General features: G+C 54.1%; 20 protein-coding genes and 1 pseudogene. 6 read left to right on the top strand and 15 right to left on the bottom strand.

Annotated elements, in window-relative coordinates; genetic code table 11:
- Positions 1–209: 209 nt before the first annotated feature.
- The 3 genes from AFL22_RS18255 to ssuD all read right to left on the bottom strand — a co-directional run bounded on the left by AFL22_RS18255 (position 210) and on the right by ssuD (position 4292).
- Complete coding sequence (locus tag AFL22_RS18255; RefSeq protein ID WP_052271871.1) at positions 210–1619, bottom strand: LLM class flavin-dependent oxidoreductase; 1410 nt, start codon at positions 1617–1619, stop codon at positions 210–212.
- Positions 1620–1687: 68 nt separating this feature from the next.
- On the bottom strand, positions 1688–3100 hold the full coding sequence (locus tag AFL22_RS18250) for an FAD-dependent oxidoreductase (protein WP_052271870.1): 1413 nt from the start codon (positions 3098–3100) through the stop codon (positions 1688–1690).
- Positions 3101–3119: 19 nt separating this feature from the next.
- Entirely contained in the window at positions 3120–4292 is a 1173-nt protein-coding gene (ssuD, locus tag AFL22_RS18245) for an FMNH2-dependent alkanesulfonate monooxygenase (RefSeq protein ID WP_052271869.1), read from the bottom strand.
- A gap of 274 nt (positions 4293–4566) precedes the next feature.
- On the opposite strand from ssuD, the gene AFL22_RS18240 reads away from it, so the two are divergent.
- Together AFL22_RS18240 and AFL22_RS18235 are read left to right on the top strand one after the other, a co-directional pair.
- Entirely contained in the window at positions 4567–6456 is a 1890-nt protein-coding gene (locus AFL22_RS18240; protein WP_052271868.1) for a sigma-54-dependent Fis family transcriptional regulator, read from the top strand.
- Positions 6457–6575: 119 nt separating this feature from the next.
- The gene (locus tag AFL22_RS18235) at positions 6576–7502 is read left to right on the top strand and encodes a sulfonate ABC transporter substrate-binding protein (RefSeq protein WP_170933491.1); all 927 of its coding nucleotides are present in this window, start codon (positions 6576–6578) and stop codon (positions 7500–7502) included.
- Positions 7503–7816: 314 nt separating this feature from the next.
- Here AFL22_RS18235 and yahO read toward each other — a convergent pair whose 3' ends face one another.
- From yahO to AFL22_RS18220, 3 genes are all read right to left on the bottom strand, one after another.
- Positions 7817–8086, bottom strand: a complete 270-nt coding sequence (gene yahO / locus AFL22_RS18230) for a DUF1471 family periplasmic protein YahO (protein ID WP_010257103.1) — start codon at positions 8084–8086, stop codon at positions 7817–7819.
- A gap of 275 nt (positions 8087–8361) precedes the next feature.
- Complete coding sequence (locus tag AFL22_RS18225; RefSeq protein WP_052271867.1) at positions 8362–9498, bottom strand: HlyD family secretion protein; 1137 nt, start codon at positions 9496–9498, stop codon at positions 8362–8364.
- Between the two features lies 1 nt (position 9499).
- Positions 9500–9826 (bottom strand): DUF3302 domain-containing protein, encoded by a 327-nt coding sequence (locus AFL22_RS18220; protein ID WP_033759973.1) that lies wholly within the window; start codon positions 9824–9826, stop codon positions 9500–9502.
- Positions 9827–10420: 594 nt separating this feature from the next.
- Between AFL22_RS18220 and pqiB the strand changes: the two genes are divergently transcribed.
- The 3 genes from pqiB to AFL22_RS18205 all read left to right on the top strand — a co-directional run bounded on the left by pqiB (position 10421) and on the right by AFL22_RS18205 (position 12749).
- Positions 10421–12073, top strand: coding sequence for an intermembrane transport protein PqiB (gene pqiB / locus AFL22_RS18215; protein WP_052271866.1), 1653 nt, complete (start codon positions 10421–10423; stop codon positions 12071–12073).
- 140 nt (positions 12074–12213) lie between these two features.
- Positions 12214–12465 (top strand): type II toxin-antitoxin system Phd/YefM family antitoxin, encoded by a 252-nt coding sequence (locus AFL22_RS18210; RefSeq protein ID WP_052271865.1) that lies wholly within the window; start codon positions 12214–12216, stop codon positions 12463–12465.
- Positions 12462–12749, top strand: coding sequence for a type II toxin-antitoxin system RelE/ParE family toxin (locus tag AFL22_RS18205; protein WP_010257115.1), 288 nt, complete (start codon positions 12462–12464; stop codon positions 12747–12749). Before AFL22_RS18210 ends, AFL22_RS18205 begins: the two co-directional genes overlap by 4 nt.
- A gap of 269 nt (positions 12750–13018) precedes the next feature.
- Here AFL22_RS18205 and AFL22_RS18200 read toward each other — a convergent pair whose 3' ends face one another.
- The 3 genes and pseudogenes from AFL22_RS18200 to AFL22_RS24560 all read right to left on the bottom strand — a co-directional run.
- Positions 13019–13309, bottom strand: a complete 291-nt coding sequence (locus tag AFL22_RS18200; protein WP_052271864.1) for an XRE family transcriptional regulator — start codon at positions 13307–13309, stop codon at positions 13019–13021.
- A complete protein-coding gene (locus AFL22_RS18195) occupies positions 13306–13638 on the bottom strand; it encodes a type II toxin-antitoxin system RelE/ParE family toxin (RefSeq protein ID WP_031292300.1) in 333 nt (110 codons plus the stop codon). The genes AFL22_RS18200 and AFL22_RS18195 overlap by 4 nt, the downstream gene beginning before the upstream one ends.
- Before the next feature lie 119 nt (positions 13639–13757).
- Positions 13758–14032: pseudogene (locus AFL22_RS24560) on the bottom strand (SAM-dependent DNA methyltransferase); the annotation flags it as partial.
- A gap of 177 nt (positions 14033–14209) precedes the next feature.
- Here AFL22_RS24560 and AFL22_RS18190 point away from each other — a divergent pair.
- Positions 14210–14401, top strand: coding sequence for a hypothetical protein (locus AFL22_RS18190; protein WP_241773195.1), 192 nt, complete (start codon positions 14210–14212; stop codon positions 14399–14401).
- Positions 14402–14505: 104 nt separating this feature from the next.
- On the opposite strand, the gene arnF is transcribed toward AFL22_RS18190, so the two are convergent.
- The 6 genes from arnF to arnC are packed head-to-tail and all read right to left on the bottom strand — an operon-like array spanning position 14506 to position 20716.
- Positions 14506–14871, bottom strand: a complete 366-nt coding sequence (gene arnF / locus AFL22_RS18185; RefSeq protein WP_052271863.1) for a 4-amino-4-deoxy-L-arabinose-phosphoundecaprenol flippase subunit ArnF — start codon at positions 14869–14871, stop codon at positions 14506–14508.
- Complete coding sequence (gene arnE, locus AFL22_RS18180; protein ID WP_022624286.1) at positions 14868–15188, bottom strand: 4-amino-4-deoxy-L-arabinose-phosphoundecaprenol flippase subunit ArnE; 321 nt, start codon at positions 15186–15188, stop codon at positions 14868–14870. The genes arnF and arnE overlap by 4 nt, the downstream gene beginning before the upstream one ends.
- A complete protein-coding gene (arnT, locus tag AFL22_RS18175) occupies positions 15188–16855 on the bottom strand; it encodes a lipid IV(A) 4-amino-4-deoxy-L-arabinosyltransferase (protein ID WP_082239224.1) in 1668 nt (555 codons plus the stop codon). Before arnT ends, arnE begins: the two co-directional genes overlap by 1 nt.
- Complete coding sequence (arnD, locus tag AFL22_RS18170; RefSeq protein ID WP_010257136.1) at positions 16855–17757, bottom strand: 4-deoxy-4-formamido-L-arabinose-phosphoundecaprenol deformylase; 903 nt, start codon at positions 17755–17757, stop codon at positions 16855–16857. The genes arnT and arnD overlap by 1 nt, the downstream gene beginning before the upstream one ends.
- Positions 17757–19736: a bifunctional UDP-4-amino-4-deoxy-L-arabinose formyltransferase/UDP-glucuronic acid oxidase ArnA gene (gene arnA, locus AFL22_RS18165; protein ID WP_045139866.1), complete on the bottom strand. Its 1980-nt coding sequence runs from the start codon at positions 19734–19736 to the stop codon at positions 17757–17759. The genes arnD and arnA overlap by 1 nt, the downstream gene beginning before the upstream one ends.
- Positions 19733–20716 (bottom strand): undecaprenyl-phosphate 4-deoxy-4-formamido-L-arabinose transferase, encoded by a 984-nt coding sequence (arnC, locus tag AFL22_RS18160; protein WP_010257142.1) that lies wholly within the window; start codon positions 20714–20716, stop codon positions 19733–19735. Before arnC ends, arnA begins: the two co-directional genes overlap by 4 nt.
- Position 20717 lies beyond the last annotated feature (1 nt).

The raw sequence follows: 20717 nt of genomic DNA, 5'->3' as shown, positions 1-20717 counted from the left end.
AATTCATCCGGTAGCGTTCAGCGAAATGTTGTTTTTTATACTGCTGAAACGGGTGAAGTTTCAGCAGTATATGGCAGACCTGTTTTGCAACGGTTAACAGCAATGACCGGTCCGGTAATGCCTGTCATCAACCGGCGACAAGACGTACTCTTATCTCTTTGCACTTTGCTATGCGCCGGTTATTCATGCCGGACAGCCAGCCGTCTCTGTTATGAAACTTCCACCCTTGCTGCTCGCTGTTCCACATCAGCACTCCGGCGATAACCGGCACCCGGATGCGGCAACGCCAGCCGTGGCCCCTGGCCAAATAACTTTTCACGCAGCGTACCGGGCTGATACTCCTGCTTGTAGACGCCACGCTTTTGCAGTTCCGGCACCAGCAGTTCCACCACGTCAGTAAAGGTTTCGTGCGTCACGGCGTAGGCGAGGTTAAAACCATCGACATCTGTCTCTTCGACCCAGCTTTGCAGCTCATCGGCCACCGTTTCGGCGCTGCCCACCAGCAGCGGGCCAAATCCGCCGATGCCTACCCAGTCTGCCAGGCCCTGCACCGTCCATTGGCGGTTAGGATCGGCAGTGGAGAATGTCTCAACCGCCGACTGAATCGCATTGGTGTGCAGATGTTTCAGTACCTGATCCGGCTGATACTGCCCGAAATCAATACCGGTCCAGCCTGAGATCAGCGCCAGCGCGCCTTCGTAACTGACATAGCGCTTGTACTCCTGCCATTTGGCCTGCGCCGCCAGGTCGGTTTCGCCAACAATGACTGTCTGCAGGTTGAAGATCAGTATGGAACGGGGATCGCGTCCCGCTTCAACGGCTCTCCGGCGAATATCCGCCACGGTTTTCTTCAGCAGCACTTTTGAAGGAGCCGCTACGAACACGCATTCGGCATGCTCCGCCGCAAACGCTTTACCGCGGCTGGAGGCGCCCGCCTGATATAGTACCGGCGTGCGCTGCGGCGAAGGTTCACACAGATGGATGCCGGGCACCTGGAAGAATTTACCCTGATGATTAATCGGATGGATTTTATTCGGGTCACTGAAAATATGACGTTCACGATCGCGCAGGACCGCGCCATCTTCCCAGCTTCCCTCCAGCAGCTTATAGATAACCTGCAGATATTCATCGGCATAGTCGTAGCGCGCATCATGGTCGGTCTGAGCCTGATGTCCGATATTACGCGCACCGCTTTCCAGATAGGAGGTTACAATATTCCAGCCAATGCGGCCTTTGGTCAGATGATCCAGCGTCGAGATCCGCCGCGCAAACGGGTAGGGGTGTTCAAACGACAGTGAGGCGGTCAGGCCAAAGCCCAGATGTTCCGTCACCAGCGCCATCGGCGTGATTAACGCCAGCGGATCGTTTACCGGCACCTGCGTGGCGTGCCGAATCGCGGCCTGGTTATTGCCATTGAGCACGTCGTATACCCCAAGCACATCAGCAATAAACAGTCCATCAAACCTGCCGCGCTCCAGCAGGCGTGCTAAGTCGGTCCAGTACTCCAGATCTTTGTACTGCCAGGAACGATCCCGGGGATGCGCCCATAAGCCGGGCGATTGATGACCGACACAGTTCATATCGAAAGCATTCAGGCGAATTTCACGTTGCGATGACATAGCGACTCCTGGGCGGATGCGGCAATCGCTTGCCGCCCACCTTTTAGTGATTGTTCCGGAAGGGTGATTCAGTAGATGAGTGAGCCGGGACATCGCTCGCTGAGGGGCAGCGGCGTAGTGGAGAGTAGCTGCCGTGCTACGGACTCAGCATGTTCTGCAACCTGCGGTAATCCCATGAGTTCGCCAAAGCGACCACGCGCGGCAGGCCCGGCTACATAGAGATGAGGATTGGCATCACCCTGCGCATTCAGCGTCTGTGACAGCGCGTTAACCTGGATGCCCAGCGCCAGCGGGTCGGGCTGAATCACGCCGTCGCCGTGGAGCTGGCGCAGCAGCGCGTTACTTTTAAGCAGTGCGTTGTGCGCTGGCCCGGTGGTGACAATCACTTTTTCCACCACCCGGATTTCTGATTGCGCTCCACGCCGGCGCAGCGTCAGCTGAAGATTGTTTCCCACCGCTTCCGCGCCCATCAGACGCGCCGCCAGCAGTGACAACTGACCGCTCGCCTGCTGCTGGTTGAGAATCTCACTTACCTGCGGGGCAATCCGGTAGCGGTGAACATCCCACCAGGGGCGTAGATGGTGCAGAAAACGCTGCTGCTCATGCAGTGAAAGACTCTGCCAGATATGCTGGCCGTTACGGCGGATATCATCCAGCACCAGCTGCCAGGGCAGATTTAACGCGGCTGCCTGTTTTACCTCCTGACGCACCCGATGTAACCAGCCACGTGCGCTGGCGGGCTGCGGCTGACTGTAATCCAGGGTGTAGCTCTCATCGCTGCCGCTCAGGTTGGCACGCGGCAGCTGTCCACGGCGTGAGAAGGCGGTAATCTCTCCGCGATGCTGCTGGCGATGCAGCGATGCCACCACATCGGACATGGTCAGGCCTGAACCGATAATCGCTACCCGATCGTCAGGTGCGACCTGTGCCAGCGCGTCATTCTGCCAGGGATTAGCAATTAATCCCGGGTGCCCCTGTAAGGGCTTCAGCAGTGCGGGCAGGTCCGGCGGTGGATGGCTGATGGCCAGCACCACCTGATCGGCCCGGATCTTCTGCCCTGAGGCTGTGGTCACTACGCCATCCTGCAGCGCAACCGCGCTATCACGCAGATGACTAAGTTTTACCGGCGAATGCTGCTGCTGATGCACAAACTGCGCATTGACCCAGCGACCAAACTCACCGCGTTGCGGGTAGACATTGCCGTCACGCCACAACGCGTCCGGGTCGGCCTGAAAGGCGGGCGATGCGCGATAGTCGCGGTCAAATATGCCCTCTTCATCACCAGCAAGCTGCATTCTGGCGGCTGGCACATTGATGCGGTGGGCCGGATCGGTAGTGCCGTATGCCACACCCTGAGCAAGCTGTGCTCGTGGTTCAATCACCGTCACGTGCAACCCTGCCTGGCCAGCCCGGGCCAGATGGATCGCCAGCGCGGTGCCGGTAAAACCACCGCCGATAATGACTATCTGCTGCTGTGACATAAGCGAACCTTCTCTTCTGTTAACTGGCGCTGGCCTGTTTATCAGGACGACGGTCGCCGCCAATGGTTTCACCAAAAGGACCGGTGTTCACGCTGCGCTGTCTCTTTTCGGCGTTGGCAGCCAGCGGTAACAGCGGCATCACCAGTTCAGCGAAACGGTGCGCCTCTTCAAGGTGCGGATAGCCAGAGAAAATAAAGTTCTCGATCCCCAGCGCCTGATACTCCCGGATGCGATCGGCTACCTGCTGCGGACTCCCCACCAGCGCAGTACCCGCACCGCCGCGCACCAGGCCGACGCCTGCCCAGAGATTGGGACCAATGCGCAGGCTGTCTCGCGAGCCCTGATGCAGCGCGCTCATCCGCGCCTGTCCGGCTGAGTCCATGCGGGCAAAGATCTTCTGCGCGGCGGCAATGGTCTCTTCATCCAGATGAGAAATCAGCCGATCGGCCGCCGCCCAGGCTTCCTCTTCGGTTTCACGGACAATGACATGTAGCCGGATGCCGTAGGAGAGGCTACGGCCACTCTCCTGCGCCCGCTTACGAACTACCGCCAGTTTTTCCGCTACCTGTTCAACCGGCTCACCCCACGTCAGATAAGTGTCGATCTGATTCGCCGCAACGTCGATAGCGGCATCAGACGAGCCACCAAAATAGAGCGGTGGGCCATTTTCCTGCACCGGCGGAAAGAGGATCTCAGCGCCTTCCACGCGGATATGCTCACCCGAAAAATCGACCTTCTCGCCTTTCAGCAGGCGGGAGTAGACCTCAAGAAACTCTCTGGTCACCTGATAGCGCTCTTCATGACTCAGGAAGATGCCGTCACCTTTGTTCTCAACCGGATCGCCACCCGTGACCACGTTAATCAGTAAGCGTCCGCCAGACAGCCGATCCAGCGTGGCCGCCATCCGCGCCGCCAGGCTTGGCGGTTGCAGGCCAGGGCGCACGGCCACTAAATAGCGCAGCTTTTTGGTGATCGGTGCCAGCGCAGAGGCGACCAGCCAGGAATCCTCGCAGCTCTTACCGGTCGGGATTAATACACCGTAGTAGCCCAGATTATCTGCCGCCAGCGCAACCTGCTGTAAATAGGGTAAATCGACTGCTCTGCCGCCTTCGGTGGTGCCAAGATAGCGCCCATCGCCATGGGTGGGCAGAAACCAGAAGAGGTTGAGGTTTTCCTGTGTCGCATGACTCATTAGCAGATTCCTTTATAACGATATTTGAATTTAATACATAGGCATAAATTCTTTAGTTATATAGCTGTTAGCAGGATGCGTGCCAGTCTGCTACTTAATATTTATCTCATTAATTCAACGATATATTCATAATTTCGCTTGATGCATATTGCTGCATTTGCGACAGGTAAAGTTACAGCCTGCTGCATTGGCAACAATCCGGTCCGGTTAGCCTCTCGTTTCCGCGTTAGCCACGCGGTATGGTCATGGCTTTCCAGTTAACCCGGTAAATGAGATGCAAATTACCAGCCCTGAGTTGATTGACCCCGCATCGCGCGCCTTTAAAAGCGTGCTGGATCAGCTTGCGCCTACCGACGCGACGGTGCTGATCATTGGTGAAACCGGCACCGGCAAAGAGGTGATGGCGCGCTATCTGCATCATCACAGCGCACGCAGCAAACAGCCATTTCTGGCGGTCAACTGCGGTGCCCTCACTGAGAGTCTGGCGGAGTCTGAGCTCTTTGGTCATGAGAAAGGGGCATTTACCGGTGCACAGGATCGGCATCGCGGCTGGTTTGAGGCGGCAGAGGGCGGGACGCTGCTGCTGGATGAAGTCGGTGAACTGAGTGCGTCGCTGCAGGTGAAGCTGCTGCGCGTGCTGCAGGAACGCGAGATTACCCGTGTGGGTTCCTCCCGGGCTGTAAAGGTCAATGTGCGGGTCATTGCGGCCACCAACCGCGACCTGGCGGTGGCGATTCGTGAACGGCGCTTCCGGGAAGACCTTTACTACCGGCTGAATGTGGCCAGCGTCACGCTGCCGCCGCTGCGCCAGCGATGCGAAGATATCCCGGTGCTGGCCACTCACTTCCTGCAGCTCTATGCGCGCCGTCTGGGCCGACCTCAGTTACGTCTCAGTGAAGATGCTGTCGCCACGCTGATGGACTACAGCTGGCCGGGCAACATCCGCGAGCTGGAGAACACCCTGCATAATGCCGTCCTGCTCAGCAAAACCTCGCTGGTCACGCCGCAGCAGCTCCGGCTGAATAACCTCACGGGTAGCGAGTTACCACCGGGAGAGGAGGCGCTGGATCAGTTTTTACGGCAGCAGATGCAGCAGAGCGAAACACCGCTCTATCCCCGGGTGATCGAGGCGCTGATAAAGAATGCGCTGGAACTCACTCAGGGCAATCAACTGCAGGCCGCCGCGCTGCTTGGCATCAGTCGTCATACGCTGCGCACCCAACTGGGCCATCTGGGAGTGATTAAACCGCGCCGCACTTCACTGCGTCAGCGCGACACTTCTCTGAATCAGCAGCCCGAACGGGAGCGGGAACTGCGCATCGGTTATCAGAAATTTGGCAACCTCGGCATCCTGAAAGCGCGCCAGTCACTGGAACAGCAGCTGGCCGATAGAGGCGTCAGCGTGCTGTGGAGTGAGTTTCCTGCGGGTCCGCAGCTTCTGCATGCGCTGAACCAACAGGAGATCGATTTCGGGACGACCGGTGAAGTTCCCCCCTTGTTTGCGCAGGCCAGCAACAGCCCGATGGTTTATGTGGCCTGGGAACCCGCCGCGCCGCAGAGCGTGGCACTGCTGGTACCGAACAGCAGCCCGGTTCAGCAGATTGGCGATCTCAGAGGAAAACGCATCGCCGTAAATCGTGGTTCCAACGTTCACTATCTGCTGCTGCAGATTCTGGATGAAGCGGGTTTAGGGCTGGATGATGTGCGCATCGTCTATGCACCGCCCAAATATCCGCTGACGCCCAGCGATCTCAACGCAGTGGATGCCTGGATGATGTGGGATCCGCTGCTCAGCGATGCAGAGAACAGCGGACAGTTCAGGGTGATCGCTGATGGCACCGGCCGGGTCAATAATCATCAGTTTTACCTTGCCGAACGCGGGTTCGCCGCGCAGTCGGGCGATCTGCTGCAGGTTCTGCTCACCGCGCTGGAGCAGACTGGCCGCTACATCGATGCACACCGTGCTGAAGCCGCTGCGTTGCTCTCAACCGAACTCGGGATATCAGCGCCTTCACTGATGCATGCCTTAGCGCGGCGCAGCCACCAGACCCAGCGCATGAACTTAGCCATCATTCGGGAACAGCAGACCATCGCTGACCGCTTCTATGCACTGGGGCTATTGAGTCGCGCCATTCGGGTACGTGAGTCGGTCTGGCATCCATAGCGTTTTTTTCGCTAAGCATCGAACATTTGATCGCTAAGCGCTTCAACCTGCGTTTGTTATGTTGCGCTGACAACAACCAGACTCAGGAATGAGAGATGAAAAGAGTTTTGCTTAGCGCAATGATTATTGCCGCCCAGGCGGGATTAGCGTTCAACACCCAGGCTGCAGCAGAGAAGCCCGAAACAGTTAACATTGGTTTTCAGAAAGCCAATATCTTCGCCCTGCTGAAATATCGCGGCACGCTGGATCAGGAATTTAAGAAACAGGGGATTGCGGTTCACTGGATTGAGTTCCCGGCTGGGCCGCAGATGCTGGAAGGCCTGAACATCGGCAGTATCGATCTGGCCGCAACTGGCGACGCGCCACCGACTTTTGCTCAGGCCGCACAGGCCGATCTGGTTTATCTGGCACATTCTCCCGCCAACCCCAAAACTGAGGCGATTGTGGTGCCCGCCGACTCCCCCATTAAAAGCGTGGCGGATCTCAAAGGCAAACGCGTGGCGCTGAATAAAGGCTCTGACGTTAACTATCTGCTGGTCACTGCGCTGGAGCAGGCGGGGCTGAGCTATAAAGACATTACACCGGTCTATCTGCCACCCGCGGATGCGCGTGCCGCTTTCCAGCGCGGTGCAGTGGATGCCTGGGTAATCTGGGATCCTTACTACGCAGAAGTTGAAACCAACGCCCACGCGCGGCTGATTAAAAATGCCGAAGGCCTGGTGCCACACTACACCTTCTATCTTGCCAGCCGTAAGTTTGCGGAAACCTGGCCGCAAATCGCCAGCCAGGTGGTGGATGAGCTTGGGTCGCTAAGTACCTGGGCCAATCAACATCAGGAAGAGGCGGCAAAAATCATGTCTACCTCAACCGGTCTGCCGCAGCCGATCTGGCAACGGGCGCTGGCAAGGATGCCGTTCGGGGCTGAGCGGATGACACCTGAAGTCTTCACGCAGCAGCAGGCTCTGGCCGATAAGTTTACCCAGATTGGTCTGTTACCAGTGAAGGTCGATATCCGCAGTGCAACCTGGTCGCTGGATAAGAAATAGGGGGAGGCGGGCGGCGGCTGATTAGGGGAACCTTCGCCTGACGGCTGATAACGTCATCGCCTGGAGTTAATCAAGTGCAGGCGGATTAGCGTAACGTGTTATCCGCGCATCAGCCTGGGCAGATAAGGTCCTGTTACCGACGTTCAGCTCATCCTCGCTGAAAACGGTTTAAAGTCCTGATGGTGCTGTAAGAAAGATGCCCTTTACGTTAGTAAAGGGCATCGATTAACCTGTATTAAGAACATATTTCCTGAGGCTCCGAAAAAAATCATCTATTTCAGTCTGTATTTCAGACAGATAGCTTCGTCACTTCGCTATTTTTTCTTGTATACATCAGCGGTACCTTTAATTTTGTTATTCGTATTGGCTGAGGTCAGCACGAACACATCGCCGCCTTTTTTATCGGCCATTTCTGATAGCTCCGCTTTTGCATCTGAAGGGCTGGTCTCACCTGATGTTGAGATATCGCCTATCTTTTCATACTGATCCTTCACTTTCATAAAATCATTTTTTGACATCATTTCGGCAGCAAATGAGCCAAACGATAAAGAGCAAATAACCACACCAAAAATTAACTTTTTCATATGAGTATCCTCGGAATGTTATAAAAGACGATTAGAATTCGTAACTACATTTAAAACATAGCATATTCAATGCAAACAGCTATTTCAAAAGCTTATTTACGTTCCTGTTTTGTGATAACCGATCAGTAATTTAATTAACCACCCATCGTGTTTTCAGGGTAATTTAAAATCAGGACTTATTACAAAGTCAGGCCGCTCATAACTGTTCTGATTAACTTCTTCTGAAAGGGGGCAAACGGTTAATCGATGGAAAGTTAAGGATATATTTATCATCATCAGTGATCCAGGTAGAGGTAATGCACCCAGCTGGTCATTCTCAGCAAAATTTTACGCATGACCGAAACATGCGTGAAGTGGTCAGAATAGACCGCAACCTGAGCAAATATGCCGTCTGGCAATACATCAACGTCCTGATTTGGGTTTAATTCAATTATGGCTAATACGCCGTCAGAACCTGAAGCAAGGCTCAGTGATTGCACCGTTCCCTGTGCCTGATAAGCTCCGCCTGGAACCACTGGCAAAACTCTGAGCAGTTTTCCTGAGAATACCTGTCCCGGAAGGGCATTAAAAACGACCTCTGCTTCATCTCCCGCCGTGAGGCGAAGCAGGGAATTTTGTCTGAACTGAGCAATGATCTGACGTTTTTGTACAGGAATGAATATCATGACCGGGCGCAGCGGCAGGGCGGCTGCGTAGCTTCCGGGACGGATTAAGACCTGAGTGACATAACCATCACTGGGTGCGCGAACAACCGTCTGCTCCAGGTTATACCGGGCTTCTGCTAATTGCGCGCGCAGACTGGCTATCTGGGATTGTTCTCCTCCTGATACACTGGTCAACTGGCTTCTGAGCTGCTCCTGTTCCGCCAGTGAACCTTTTACCAGGGCATCCTGCGCCAGAAATGCCTGCCTGGCATTATCAATGTCACGTTCGGAGAATGGATTGACTTTTGCCTTACTGCCTTTGAGATAGCGTTGATAGTCCAGAAATAATCTATCGCGCTCAGCAGATACATGAGTTGTGTAGGCAACGGCTTCGCTTAATTGTCCTTTCATCGCTTCAATATTATTAATAGCAGTGCTCAGGTCGGCTTGTAATCTTTCGACGCGGACCTTATAACGAGTCTGATCCAGGGTGAAGAGCATTTCTCCCTTTTTAATAAGCACTTCTTTTTTATCAGTAACTTCATTTACGACGCCGGTCACTTGTGGGGTAACAGGAATCGCGACAACCGCTTTTTGTGCCAGTGACGTATAGGGATGGTTATAATTCATTAGCAGAATTAGCGCGCTGACCAGAAAAACGCCACCGAGGGCCGCTGTTGGCACTGTCCATTTATTGACGGGTATGCGAAATATTTTAAAAACAGCCCAGGCTATCGCAACGTAGCTTAAAATAATGAGCAGATCCATATCATCGCTCCGGTCGCAGCGGTTTCGAATCAGCCTGTAAACGCTCCAGTTCTGCTACGCGCTGCTGCAGTTCCAGTAATGAAGTGTACTGGTTCTGCATACCCCAACCACGATCCGGACGATAAAGAGTGGCCCAGATCCACAGGAAAGGCCATATGACATGCAGTGTAAACAAACTTACCCAACCTGCGACGTGAATGGCATCGGCATGAGGATGATTACGGGACTTTGCGATTAAATAGGGAATATCATGAAGAACGATAATTCCATAAAAAATAATTATGAAAACGAAGATCAGCATACCCAAAGCAAAATAGTTAAGGAACATAGGTGCCTCTGCTAAATTGGAATGCGAAGTGAAATTAGAACGTCTGCAAGAATGTTTCTATTCGTAAAAGAGTTAACCTGACACACCTTGTTGACAGACGCAATACCAGAAAGTCATGCAGCGCTCAGGGATTTGAGGCACTTCAGCGAGGACGTAGTTGGGCAATACTGTTCATTGGTGATGATTTTAGTGTATTTATTACACTTTAAACGCAGGATTATTCCTCTTTATTTTGAGTCGTTAACCTCCATGAGATTGGTAACTGATTGATTTGATTTTATTAAAATAACATGACACGTTGATCACAGATTTGTATTTCTAAAGCTTTATTTAAAAAAATATCTTTATACTTATTAACTATCCTGTCCCGACGTTGTTGCGAATTATCCGATCCATTATTTACTGGAAAATAACAGATCTCCGTTTGATAGTAGATTTTATGATCCTGACTTATTGAAATTTAACGCTTAATGATGAGATTAACTATCATGGCCTCAGGAAAGACCAGCGAATACATAGCCCTGAGATCGAATCCTTCTTCAACAGAACGCCCTGAAAAGTTCAGGTTACTCTGTTCTTACACGAGTCCATACTTTGTCGGATAAGCCGGATAGTGCTCATGTAAACCCCAACAAAAGATGGTCTTCTGTCTGGATCATTCCCTTTGTCACGCTGCTCATCGGTGCCTTTTTATTGTATTACCATAAAAGCCAGCAGGGACCTCTGGTGATTCTGATGACCGAAAACGCACAGGGGATTAAGGCAGGTAAAACCGTAATAAAAAACCGCAACATTGATGTGGGTGTCGTTGAAAGTACCGAGCTTACTGACGATCTTAAGCACGTCGAGATCAAGGTTCGCATGCACACTGGTATGCAAAAACTATTGAACGGCAATAGCGCTTTTTGGGTGGTCAGGCCTGAAATTGGATTCGAAGGAATAACGGGCTTAAGTACCTTGTTCTCAGGCGCCTATATAGCCTTACAGCCAGGTTCTCCGGGGCCAGCGCCGGAACGCTATCGGCTGTCAGATGCGCCTCCCCAGGCCTCACCGAATGCAAAGGGGATCAGAATCACGCTTAATAGTCGTGAAGCGGGGCAACTCATGCCGGGCTACCCGGTTCTGTTTCGCGGCCTGCGTGTCGGGTCAGTCGAGAACAGCCGGTTTGATATGGAAAAAAGGATGATGCGTTATCAGGTTTTTATCGCTTCGCCCTTTGATCAGCTTGTCACCTCAAACGTTCGTTTCTGGAAGAATAGTGGGATTGCTGTGGATTTATCCTCATCCGGGATGCACGTGGAGATGGGGTCCATCACCACATTATTAAGTGGCGGGGTCAGTTTTGACCTGCCTGAAGGCGTGGCCCTGGGCCAGCCGGTTAAGGGCGTAGCAACTTATACTCTTTATGACGATCTGCGAAGCATCGCGAATTCTCGTTATACCGAACACCTCGACTTCGTGATGTTCTTTTCCGATTCTGTTCGCGGACTTCAGGCAGGCGCGCCTGTCGAGTTTCGTGGAATACGCCTGGGGACGGTTGCTCAGGTTCCTTTTAACTCGCCAGAGATAACCCAGAATTTTCGCAGCCATTATGAGGTTCCCGTACTGATTCACATTGAACCCCAGAGATTCATGAGCGGTATGAGGGAAGACTTTGACCTGGAGAAAAAGCTACAGCTGGGTAAAAAACAGGGGTTAAGAGGCTCCCTGAAAACAGGCAGTCTGCTTTCCGGTTCGCTGTTTATCGACTTAGACTATTATGCAAATGTTGCACCCGACAAAGGACCGGATATCGTCGCGGGTTACAAAGTCATCCCCACAACGCCTGGTGGTTTAAATCAGATACAGCAAAAGATTATGGCTATAGTGGATAAGATTAACAGCCTTCCGCTTCGGCCACTGATTTCAGTTGCGACCGGTACGCTAAAACAAAGTCAGCGCACCATGACAGAAATACAAAAATCGCTCAGGCATATTGATGGATTTATCAGCAGCCCTGCAATGAAAACACTGTCTGAGGATATGCAGCAAAGCCTGCAACAGCTCAGCCGCAGCATAAAAGGTATTCAGCCTGGATCGCCCGTATATCAAAAATTGACGGGGGATATGCAGCGCCTGGACCTTGTGCTCAGAGAATTTCAGCCGCTTCTCAAGACCTTAGATAAGAAAAGCAACGCGCTGATTATTCAGGATGCTGCAACTGACGATCCTGTTCCTGTCGGCGCGAAAAAGAGAAATGAAAAATAACCCCATCTTCCGGCATTTCAAATGGCTCATTCAGCCTTTGCAGTTCATCAAACATAGCCATTTGTATCTATTGAAAGAGACTGGTTATCAGGTCTTCAGGCTGCTACTATAAAGACCTGTTAAGCAGTCCTGGAGGCTCTATGCCAAACATTATTTTAAGCGATACCAGTGCCAGCGTAAGCGAACTGAAGAAAAACCCGATGGCCACGGTTAATGCAGGTGACGGTTATCCTGTCGCCATTCTTAACCGCAACCAGCCTGCATTCTATTGCGTCCCGGCTGAGCTTTATGAACAAATGCTTGATGCCCTTGACGATCAGGAACTGGTTAAGCTGGTCCGTGAACGTAGCAAACAGCCGTTAATTGATGTCGATTTGGATGCGCTTTTGTGAGTTATACCGTCAAATTCAGGGAAGAGGCATTTAAAGAATGGCAGAAGCTGGACAAATCTCTCCAGCAGCAGTTTGCCAAAAAACTGAAGAAATGTTGTGACAATCCCCATATTCCTTCTGCCAGACTACGTGGGATTAAAGACTGCTATAAAATCAAACTCAGAGCGTCCGGGTTTCGCCTGGTTTATCAGGTAATAGACGATCAGCTGGTGATTGCCGTTGTTGCTGTGGGTAAACGCGAGCGCAGCGATGTTTATCATCTTGCCAGTGAAAGGATGCGGTAGGGAGGGAGGGCTGTGTCCGATGAGTATTGACGTAATTCAAGCGATATTGATAATCAGACACTTTATTTAACATAATTAGTATTATGCGCACTTTTGCAGATGGCCAATTTGGTAGTGTCACTTGATAGCAGAAATGGCAAGCTATCAGCTTCAGATGGGAAGGGATGAAGACGGTCAGGTGAAAGGGTATAGCCGGTGCATCAGCACCGGGTTTATCCTGCCCCGAAGGGGCTACCGTCCTGGCAGTTCGCGCGATGCAAAAAGGCAGCTCAAGCTTCCTCTGGTTCGCTTATCTCAATACTGGTTATGTGCAGTCCGGCATGTGACATCATGCTGACCAGCTTATCAATTGAAAAGCAGTTGATCCGACCTCCTGCCAGCTCGGACACTCTGGGCTGTGAAACGCCCAGCGCAGCAGCAGCAGTGGCCTGATTCAGGCCATTACGTTTAATCCAGCTATTCAGGCGGCCTACTAACTCGGCGCGGAGTTTCATATTTTCCGCCTGCTCTGACGTTTCGCTAAGAGCGTCCCACACATTATCAAAAGTCTGAATATTCATTTTTTACGCTCCTCAACCAATCGGCGATAACGATTTCGGGCAAGTTCTACGTCACTCTGGCTGGTCTTTTGTGTCTTTTTCTGGAAACAGTGCAGCACATACACGGCTTCTTCAAATTTGGCGACATACATGATCCGGAAAATGCCGTCATTACCCCGGATTCGGATTTCACGTGCTCCCTGACCTACCGTAGCAAAATGCTTCCAGTCGTCCGGCTCCAGTCCCTGCTGGATCAGGTCAAGCTGATACCCTGATGCGGTCCGGGCCTCTTCCGGGAAAGCCCGTAGATCCTCAAGACTGCTGTCAATAAAACTGATTTTCTTACGCATCATCACCTCATTATACGAAATTTCGTATATTGTGCAATTTCTGCATTACTCATGCACCCCATACAAACCCGTAACCACTGCTTCCCTACCATGTAGTTTCCTGCTGTTTTGTCCATGGCCTACATTGCCCTGATAAAATCCAGCATCGCCTTGATCCGGCGCTGGCTTTGAGACATTCTTCAAAATCGTTGAGATAGTAAGCCGGTGTATAGCGCACCCGGTTAAACTCCAGCGTCAGCGTATTACCGGTGACAACCTCAGCTGCAATGCCCAGCAGGGAAAGCTGTATAAACGCCATATCCACCGTGACAGGATCAATATCAAATCAACTGACGGACATCTGAACTGATGGATTAAATCCGGCTTCAATCAGGCAATCTGCATAAGGTAGCATCGGTCATGTGGGTGTAATTAAGCAGGCGGAAGTAACGCACACCGATACGGGCATAAATGTCCGTTATCCCGCCGCAGTACATTTCTGCAAACATGAACGTTTCACAGTCCCCGTTCTCATTGCATGCCTGTTTCAGCGGATAGAGTCTCCCCAGCGCATCAGTAAGCGATGAAAGAGATGGGCAAGCCCGTATCAGAGTGCATGATGGTGGCTGCGCATGGCTGGGATGTGGGTGGAGCAAAACGTGCAGACATGAAAACTGCATTTATTACCCGCAAAGGACAGGCACTCTACCCGCTGGCACCTGCACCCGATCTGATCGTCAGCGATATTGGCGAGCTGACTGCAAAGATAAAACCGCTTTGCTGACCCGCCGTTTACCGCAAATACTTTAATGCCGCGAGAGTTACTCGCTGCCCGAAAAGGCTAAGAAAAAGCATAGTTGATGCGAAAACACTAACAATATTCTTAAATCAGGGCTTAACCACGATACACAGCAGGCCGATGACAATAATCACTACGCCCGCCAGGCTGTGCCAGCTGAACGCCTCATGGAATACCGGCAGACAGACAGCCACCAGCCACACCAGCACATAACTGAGGCTGAGCAGCGGATAGACGCGGTTCAGCGGAAAATAGCCCAGCGCCCGAATCCAGCAGATCATTGAAACACCATAAGCGCCCAGCCCGGCCAGCAGCAGCAAGGCGGGCAGCAGGGCAACAGCAGGCAGCGACGTTATGCTGCTGACATCGGGCAGTCGCGGCATCGCCCAGCGCATCATCAGCTGTGCCGCTGAGACCAGCAGCACGCTGCATGCGACCCATCCATACCCTTTCATAGCTGGCTCGCCATCAGCGCCACACCCGTCACCACCAGTAGCGTGCCGGCGATCTGGCGCAGCGTCAGGCGCTCGCGCCATAGGATGCGTCCTGCCAGCGCAACGAAAATGAAGTTAAGGCTCAGCATCGGATAGGCCTGGCTGACAGGCACCCGCTGCAGCACCAGCAGCCAGAGAAGCATCGCGACACCCAGCAACAGCACGCTCACCCCAATCCAGCTTAAGCGGACCCGGCGCGATGCCGCGTGGGTCGCCTGTTTCTGGCACAGTTGCGCGCTGCAACTGAGCAGACTGACCAGTACAATCAGCAGCAGCATCACTTCATCTGACTGTAATAGAGGCAGACCAGCCTGCCCTGGCGATAGACGGCGTCCGGCACCGGAACATCCTCGCCGATATCACTGTGTACTGAATCAACCAGCAACAGCAGTGATACGCTTCCCGTACGGCGATGATCGGCAAGCCAGCCGCCGAAGTCCGCCTGAGAGACAAAGCGGGATTGCGCATCCGGGTAACTCAGCCCATATTCCAGCTCGCCTTTGGTGTCATAGAAGCCGATATCGCTACGTTGCAGATGCCAGGCTGCGGCAGATGCCACGCCGGGATTGTCCGCCAGGATAAAGTGACTTGAGGCCAGACGCTGGCTAATCGTCGAGACAAAGCGCTGCGGCTGTTTGGCGTCGCGGATTTTATCCGGGATTGCCGTGCCAATAAACAGGGCGACGCCCAGCGGGCAAAGCGCGGCCGCCAGCCAGCGGCGCTGTGCAGAGCGGCAGCTATATGCGCCCACCAGCCCCCAGATGAGAAATGCCAGTGCCCCCAGCGCAAGCTTCAGCATCTCGTGCGTGGCGAACAGCGGATGATGCGTCACACTCCAGGGAGCGAGCACCAGCACGACCGTTGCCAGAGTAATGATGCCGAAAATCAGGTTGAGCCAGCCATTGACTGTTAATGCGCGCCCTGCCCGCTGTGCGGCGTTCAGGCCATAGTGCGCCATCAGCAGCGACAGCGGCACAAAACAGGGCAGGATATAGGTTGGCAGCTTGCCTTTCGCCAGGCTGAAAAACAGCAGCGGCATCACCGTCCAGCTCAGCAGATAGAACGCGCCGGGATGCTGCTGACGCTCGCGCCAGCCGGTCATCAATGCGCCCGGTAACAGCGCCAGCCACGGCAACGTTCCCAGCAGCAGAACCGGCAGGTAATACCAGAAAGGCGCTTTGTGCTGGGCATTGTCCTCGGCAAAGCGCTGGATATGCTCAACCCAGAAGAAGTAGTGCCAGAAATCCGGTGCCTGATGATAGATCGCCAGCGCCCAGGGCGCGCTGATCGCCGCGGCTGAGAGTAGAGCCAGCGGACCGAAGCAGAGCAGTTCGCGCAGTCGCTGCCGCCAGATCGCCCACGGCAGAATCGCCAGCACAGGCACTGCCAGCGCCAGAAAGCCTTTGGTCATGAATCCCATGCCGCAGGCGAGACCCAGCAGCAGATAGCCGCCCGCCCGCGCGGCGCGTCCGCTGGCCTCCGTCGCCAGCCAGAAGCTGCACATTGCGGCCGCCAGCCAGAGCATCAGCATCGGATCGAGCACCGCATAGGTGCCAACGCCATAGACCAGCAGCGAACTAAGGAAAATAATCGTGCCGACGGCAGCCGTGCGTGCCGAACTAAACAGCCGCCTGCCGAGCCAGTAGATCAGCACGGCGGTCATCGCCGTGGAGAATATCGATCCCGCCCGCACGCCAAAGTTGTTGTGGCCAAACAGCCACTGACCCAGCGAGTTGATCCAGTAGCCAGCAATTGGTTTTTCAAAATAGCGCAGACCGAAGAAGTGTGGCGTCACCCAGTTACCGGTTGCCAGCATCTCCCGGCTGATCTCCGCATAACGGGTCTCATCCGGCTGCCAGAGATCGCGGAACATCGGCGGAAGCAGGTAATAGAGAATAAAAAAGCTGAAAAAAAGTAGCCACTTCGTGTTGTTACGTATCCGCACTAGTTCGCCTCTTCAGTCAGTTTCTGGCAGCCCAGCCACCCTTCCCGTCCGGGGATTTCGCCTCTGACTACTTTGCCCACCGGCAAGGTGCTCAGATCGTCGGGCAGCAGCTCGCTCAACGGGCAGAACTGAATGCCATTACGGGCCGCAGCAGCCAGCAGCTGGTCAAAGTCCGGGTAGCCAATAATCCCTTCGACTTCGGCATGCACGGTGTAGACCGCCCCATCGTCAGAAGAGAGCATTTTCGCCAGAATGTAGTCGTTATAGCCTTCTGCGCTGACCTCGCGGCCAACCACTTCATCCCATGTGGGCAACGTCACCGGAATCTGTACAGTACCAATCTGTCCATCCGGCAGCATGGGCCGGAACGGGCCGCTGCCGCGACAGTCGCTGTTGTAGTGAAAGCCAAAGTCCTGTTTGGCGGCGATCACCCGGCCATCGGCTCGCCAGCCCGCGACGGCCGAACAGCTGACAGGATGACCGAGTATCTCACTCAGCGTTTCGGTGCCACGTGCTATCTGCTCAACCAGCTTATCCTGCGGCCAGACACCGGCCCAGGTCTGCCAGGCAAAATGGTCCCAGGCGTGCAGACCGACTTCGTGCTGACGAGTGGCGTCCTGCATGATGTGCCGCAATCTCCGTCCCATCTGTTTTCCCGGCCAGGCCGTTCCGGCGAGCAGGATGTCCCAGCCATAGAGCGACGCGGCACGGGAGCGCAGCATCTTCATAAGAAACGCCGGTTTCACCAGCCGCCAGAGATGGCGGCCCATGTTGTCTGGTCCCACGCTGAAGAAAAAGCTGCCCCGCACCGCATGACGCCGGAACAGCTCAAGCAGCGCCGGCACGCCCTGCTTCGTGCCGCGCCAGGTATCTACGTCAATCCGCAGACCGATCTTCTTCATCACTTATCAGCCTGTGGCTCAACGGTGCGCAGGAAGAAGTCGAGCGTGTTGTCGATAGTGACATCCATCGTCACGGTCGGTGTCCAGCCGAGCAGGCGACGCGCATTGCGGATAGCCGGTTTACGGTGTTCCACATCCTGATAGCCTTTGCCGTAGTAGCTGCTGCTTTCTACTTCGCGGAAACCGGCAAACGGCGGGAACTGGCTGCGCAGCGGATGACGCTCAAAGCTGGCCAGCAGCTGCTCGGCCAGCTCTTTGATACTGGCTTCGTTGTCCGGATTACCGATATTGATGATCTGACCATCACAATTCAGCTGTTTGTTTTCGATAATGCGGAATAGCGCCTCAACGCCATCCTGAATATCGGTAAAGCAGCGCTTCTGTTTGCCGCCGTCAATCAGCTTAATGGGCGAACCTTCTACCAGGTTAAGGATGAGCTGAGTGATCGCGCGGGAACTGCCGATGCGCGCTGCATTAAGGTTATCCAGACGCGGTCCCATCCAGTTGAACGGACGGAACAGGGTAAAACGCAGCCCCTCTTTTTCGCCGTAGGCCCAGATAACGCGGTCCAGCAGCTGTTTGGATACCGAGTAGATCCAGCGCTGTTTGTTGATCGGCCCGACGACCAGATTAGAGCAATCCTCATCGAAGCTGTCATCGGTACACATGCCGTAAACTTCTGAAGTGGATGGGAAAATGATGCGCTTCTGATACTTCACACAGTCGCGAATGATTTTCAGGTTCTCTTCGAAATCGAGTTCAAACACGCGCAGTGGATTGCGGGTGTACTCAATTGGCGTGGCGATGGCTACCAGCGGCAGGATGACGTCGCATTTTTTGATGTGATACTCAATCCATTCGGAATGGATAGCGATATCCCCTTCGACGAAATGGAAGCGCGGATGATCCAGGAAGCGGCTGATCGCGTCTGAACTGATATCCAGGCCATAGACCTCGAAATGCTCATCCTGTAACAAACGCTCAGTGAGATGATTACCGATAAAGCCGTTAACGCCAAGGATCAGCACGCGGGTACGACGTTGCAGCGCTGACTGCGGTTTTGAATAGAGCAGTGCGCCAGGGACGATGCCCAGACTCTGCGCCAGCTGGCTGCCATTCATGTAAACGCCATGCTCGGACTGGCCGGTCTGGATTTCCAGCGCGCCTTCGCCACAGGCGATCAGGAATGGCTGCTTAGAAAGTACCGTCCCTGGCTTTGCCTGATGCTGCTGCGGATGAACCCGGCTCTTCCAGACGATAAATTTAACCGAACCGGCAAAGGCGAATGCGCCAGGCCAGGGATCGGTAACCGCTCTGACCAGATTGTGAATCGTCTGAGCAGGCTGATTCCAGTCAATGCGGCCATCTTCGGCCGTGCGACGATCTACCCGTGTCGCCTGACTTTCATCCTGTGGCCATTCACTCACCTCACCCTCGCGCAGGCGTGGTAAAACGTCGCCGAGCAACTGCACTGCAGCCTGGGTCAGTTTACGATGCAGCGTCAGCGCGTTGTCCTGATCCTCAATAGCGACCTTCTGCTGCGCCAGAATATTACCGGCATCCGCGCGCTTCACCATGCGATGTAGCGTAACGCCCGTTTCAGTTTCGCCGTTGACCAGCGCCCAGTTCAGCGGTGCCCGGCCGCGATATTTTGGCAGCAGCGAGCCGTGCAGGTTAAAAGCACCCTTTTGAGCGCATTGCAGGATCTCATCACTCAGCAGATGGCGATAGTAGAAGGAGAAGATCATCTCTGGTGCCATGGTGCGGATGCGGTCAAGCCAGATCGGGTGATTCGCCTCGTCAGGTGCATAGACCGGAATGCCATGCTCTGCCGCCAGACGGGCTACTGAGCCGAAAAAGTGGTTTTCGGTCGCCACATCGTTGTGAGTAAAAATGGCGGTGATCTCATAGCCTGCACTCAGCAGCGCATTGATGCCGACACAGCCCATGTCGTGATAGGCGAAAACAACGGTCTTCATGATTGAATATCCTGTACTGAAGGCTCTTCTGGAGCGTGAACAATGCGTTGAACGAAATAGCGCGGACGCGCCCGAACGTCGTTGTAAATGCGCCCGATGTACTCCCCGAGCAGTCCCATACCCACAAACTGGGCGCCGATAAACATGAACAGCACGGCGAACAACACGAAGACGCCGTCACCCGCCCAGGCCGCACCAAAAAAGAGTCGCAACACGATCAACACCAAAGAGAAGGCGAAGCCGGAGAGCGCTATCAGGCTGCCGACCACGCTGAGCAATCGCAGCGGCGTGGTGGTCAGACAGGTCACCAGGTCATACATGAGGTTAATCAGGCGCATAAAGCTGTATTTCGAATCGCCAAAAGCGCGCTCGGCATGGATCACCGGCAGCTCAATGGTGTGTCGGGCAAAGGTGTTGGCCAGGATCGGAATAAAAGTGCTGCGTTCGTGACAGTTGAGCATCGCCTCGACGATGTGGCGACGATAGGCGCGCAGCATGCAGCCGTAATCGCCCATCGCCTTACCGGTGACCCGCTGAATCAGCCGGTTGAGCGTGCGCGAGGCCTTCCGACGGAACCAGCTGTCCTGGCGCTGCTGACGGACAGTACCCACCACGTCATAACCCTGACGCGCGGCGTCAACCAGCCGCGGGATCTCTTCCGGCGGGTTCTGCAGATCGGCATCCAGCGTAATAATCAGATCGCCACGAACCTGGCTGAATCCGGCCATGATGGCGGAATGCTGACCGTAGTTGCGGTTGAGCAGCACGCCGGTTATCCGGCTGCCGGGAACGGTGGCGGCCTGTTCAATCAGTTCGGCAGAACGATCGCTGCTGCCGTCATCCACCAGCAGAATTTCATACTCAATCTTAATTGAGTCACAGGCGGCGCAGGTGCGCTGAAGCAGCTCCGGCAGACTCTCCTGCTCGTTATAGACCGGGATGACCACGGAGAGCATATTGATCGGTTTAATATCGCGCATC

Origin of the sequence: Pantoea sp. CFSAN033090, from assembly GCF_001264395.1 — a bacterium.
Lineage (GTDB): Bacteria > Pseudomonadota > Gammaproteobacteria > Enterobacterales > Enterobacteriaceae > Pantoea > Pantoea agglomerans.
Note: the sequence above shows the minus strand (reverse complement) of the source record. Positions and strands in the feature narration are given on the sequence as shown.

What these genes read in the sequence shown, in the direction of transcription:
- ssuD (WP_052271869.1), bottom strand. Translation starts at nt 4,292, where the DNA reads ATGAGTCATGCGACACAGGAAAACCTCAACCTCTTCTGGTTTCTGCCC.
- yahO (WP_010257103.1), bottom strand. Translation starts at nt 8,086, where the DNA reads ATGAAAAAGTTAATTTTTGGTGTGGTTATTTGCTCTTTATCGTTTGGC.
- AFL22_RS18200 (WP_052271864.1), bottom strand. Translation starts at nt 13,309, where the DNA reads ATGAATATTCAGACTTTTGATAATGTGTGGGACGCTCTTAGCGAAACG.
- AFL22_RS18195 (WP_031292300.1), bottom strand. Translation starts at nt 13,638, where the DNA reads ATGCGTAAGAAAATCAGTTTTATTGACAGCAGTCTTGAGGATCTACGG.
- AFL22_RS18255 (WP_052271871.1), bottom strand. Translation starts at nt 1,619, where the DNA reads ATGTCATCGCAACGTGAAATTCGCCTGAATGCTTTCGATATGAACTGT.
- AFL22_RS18240 (WP_052271868.1), top strand. Translation starts at nt 4,567, where the DNA reads ATGCAAATTACCAGCCCTGAGTTGATTGACCCCGCATCGCGCGCCTTT.
- AFL22_RS18225 (WP_052271867.1), bottom strand. Translation starts at nt 9,498, where the DNA reads ATGGATCTGCTCATTATTTTAAGCTACGTTGCGATAGCCTGGGCTGTT.
- arnC (WP_010257142.1), bottom strand. Translation starts at nt 20,716, where the DNA reads ATGCGCGATATTAAACCGATCAATATGCTCTCCGTGGTCATCCCGGTC.
- AFL22_RS18210 (WP_052271865.1), top strand. Translation starts at nt 12,214, where the DNA reads ATGCCAAACATTATTTTAAGCGATACCAGTGCCAGCGTAAGCGAACTG.
- arnA (WP_045139866.1), bottom strand. Translation starts at nt 19,736, where the DNA reads ATGAAGACCGTTGTTTTCGCCTATCACGACATGGGCTGTGTCGGCATC.
- AFL22_RS18235 (WP_170933491.1), top strand. Translation starts at nt 6,576, where the DNA reads ATGATTATTGCCGCCCAGGCGGGATTAGCGTTCAACACCCAGGCTGCA.
- arnF (WP_052271863.1), bottom strand. Translation starts at nt 14,871, where the DNA reads ATGAAAGGGTATGGATGGGTCGCATGCAGCGTGCTGCTGGTCTCAGCG.
- arnE (WP_022624286.1), bottom strand. Translation starts at nt 15,188, where the DNA reads ATGCTGCTGCTGATTGTACTGGTCAGTCTGCTCAGTTGCAGCGCGCAA.
- AFL22_RS18220 (WP_033759973.1), bottom strand. Translation starts at nt 9,826, where the DNA reads ATGTTCCTTAACTATTTTGCTTTGGGTATGCTGATCTTCGTTTTCATA.
- AFL22_RS18250 (WP_052271870.1), bottom strand. Translation starts at nt 3,100, where the DNA reads ATGTCACAGCAGCAGATAGTCATTATCGGCGGTGGTTTTACCGGCACC.
- AFL22_RS18190 (WP_241773195.1), top strand. Translation starts at nt 14,210, where the DNA reads ATGGGCAAGCCCGTATCAGAGTGCATGATGGTGGCTGCGCATGGCTGG.
- arnD (WP_010257136.1), bottom strand. Translation starts at nt 17,757, where the DNA reads ATGAAGAAGATCGGTCTGCGGATTGACGTAGATACCTGGCGCGGCACG.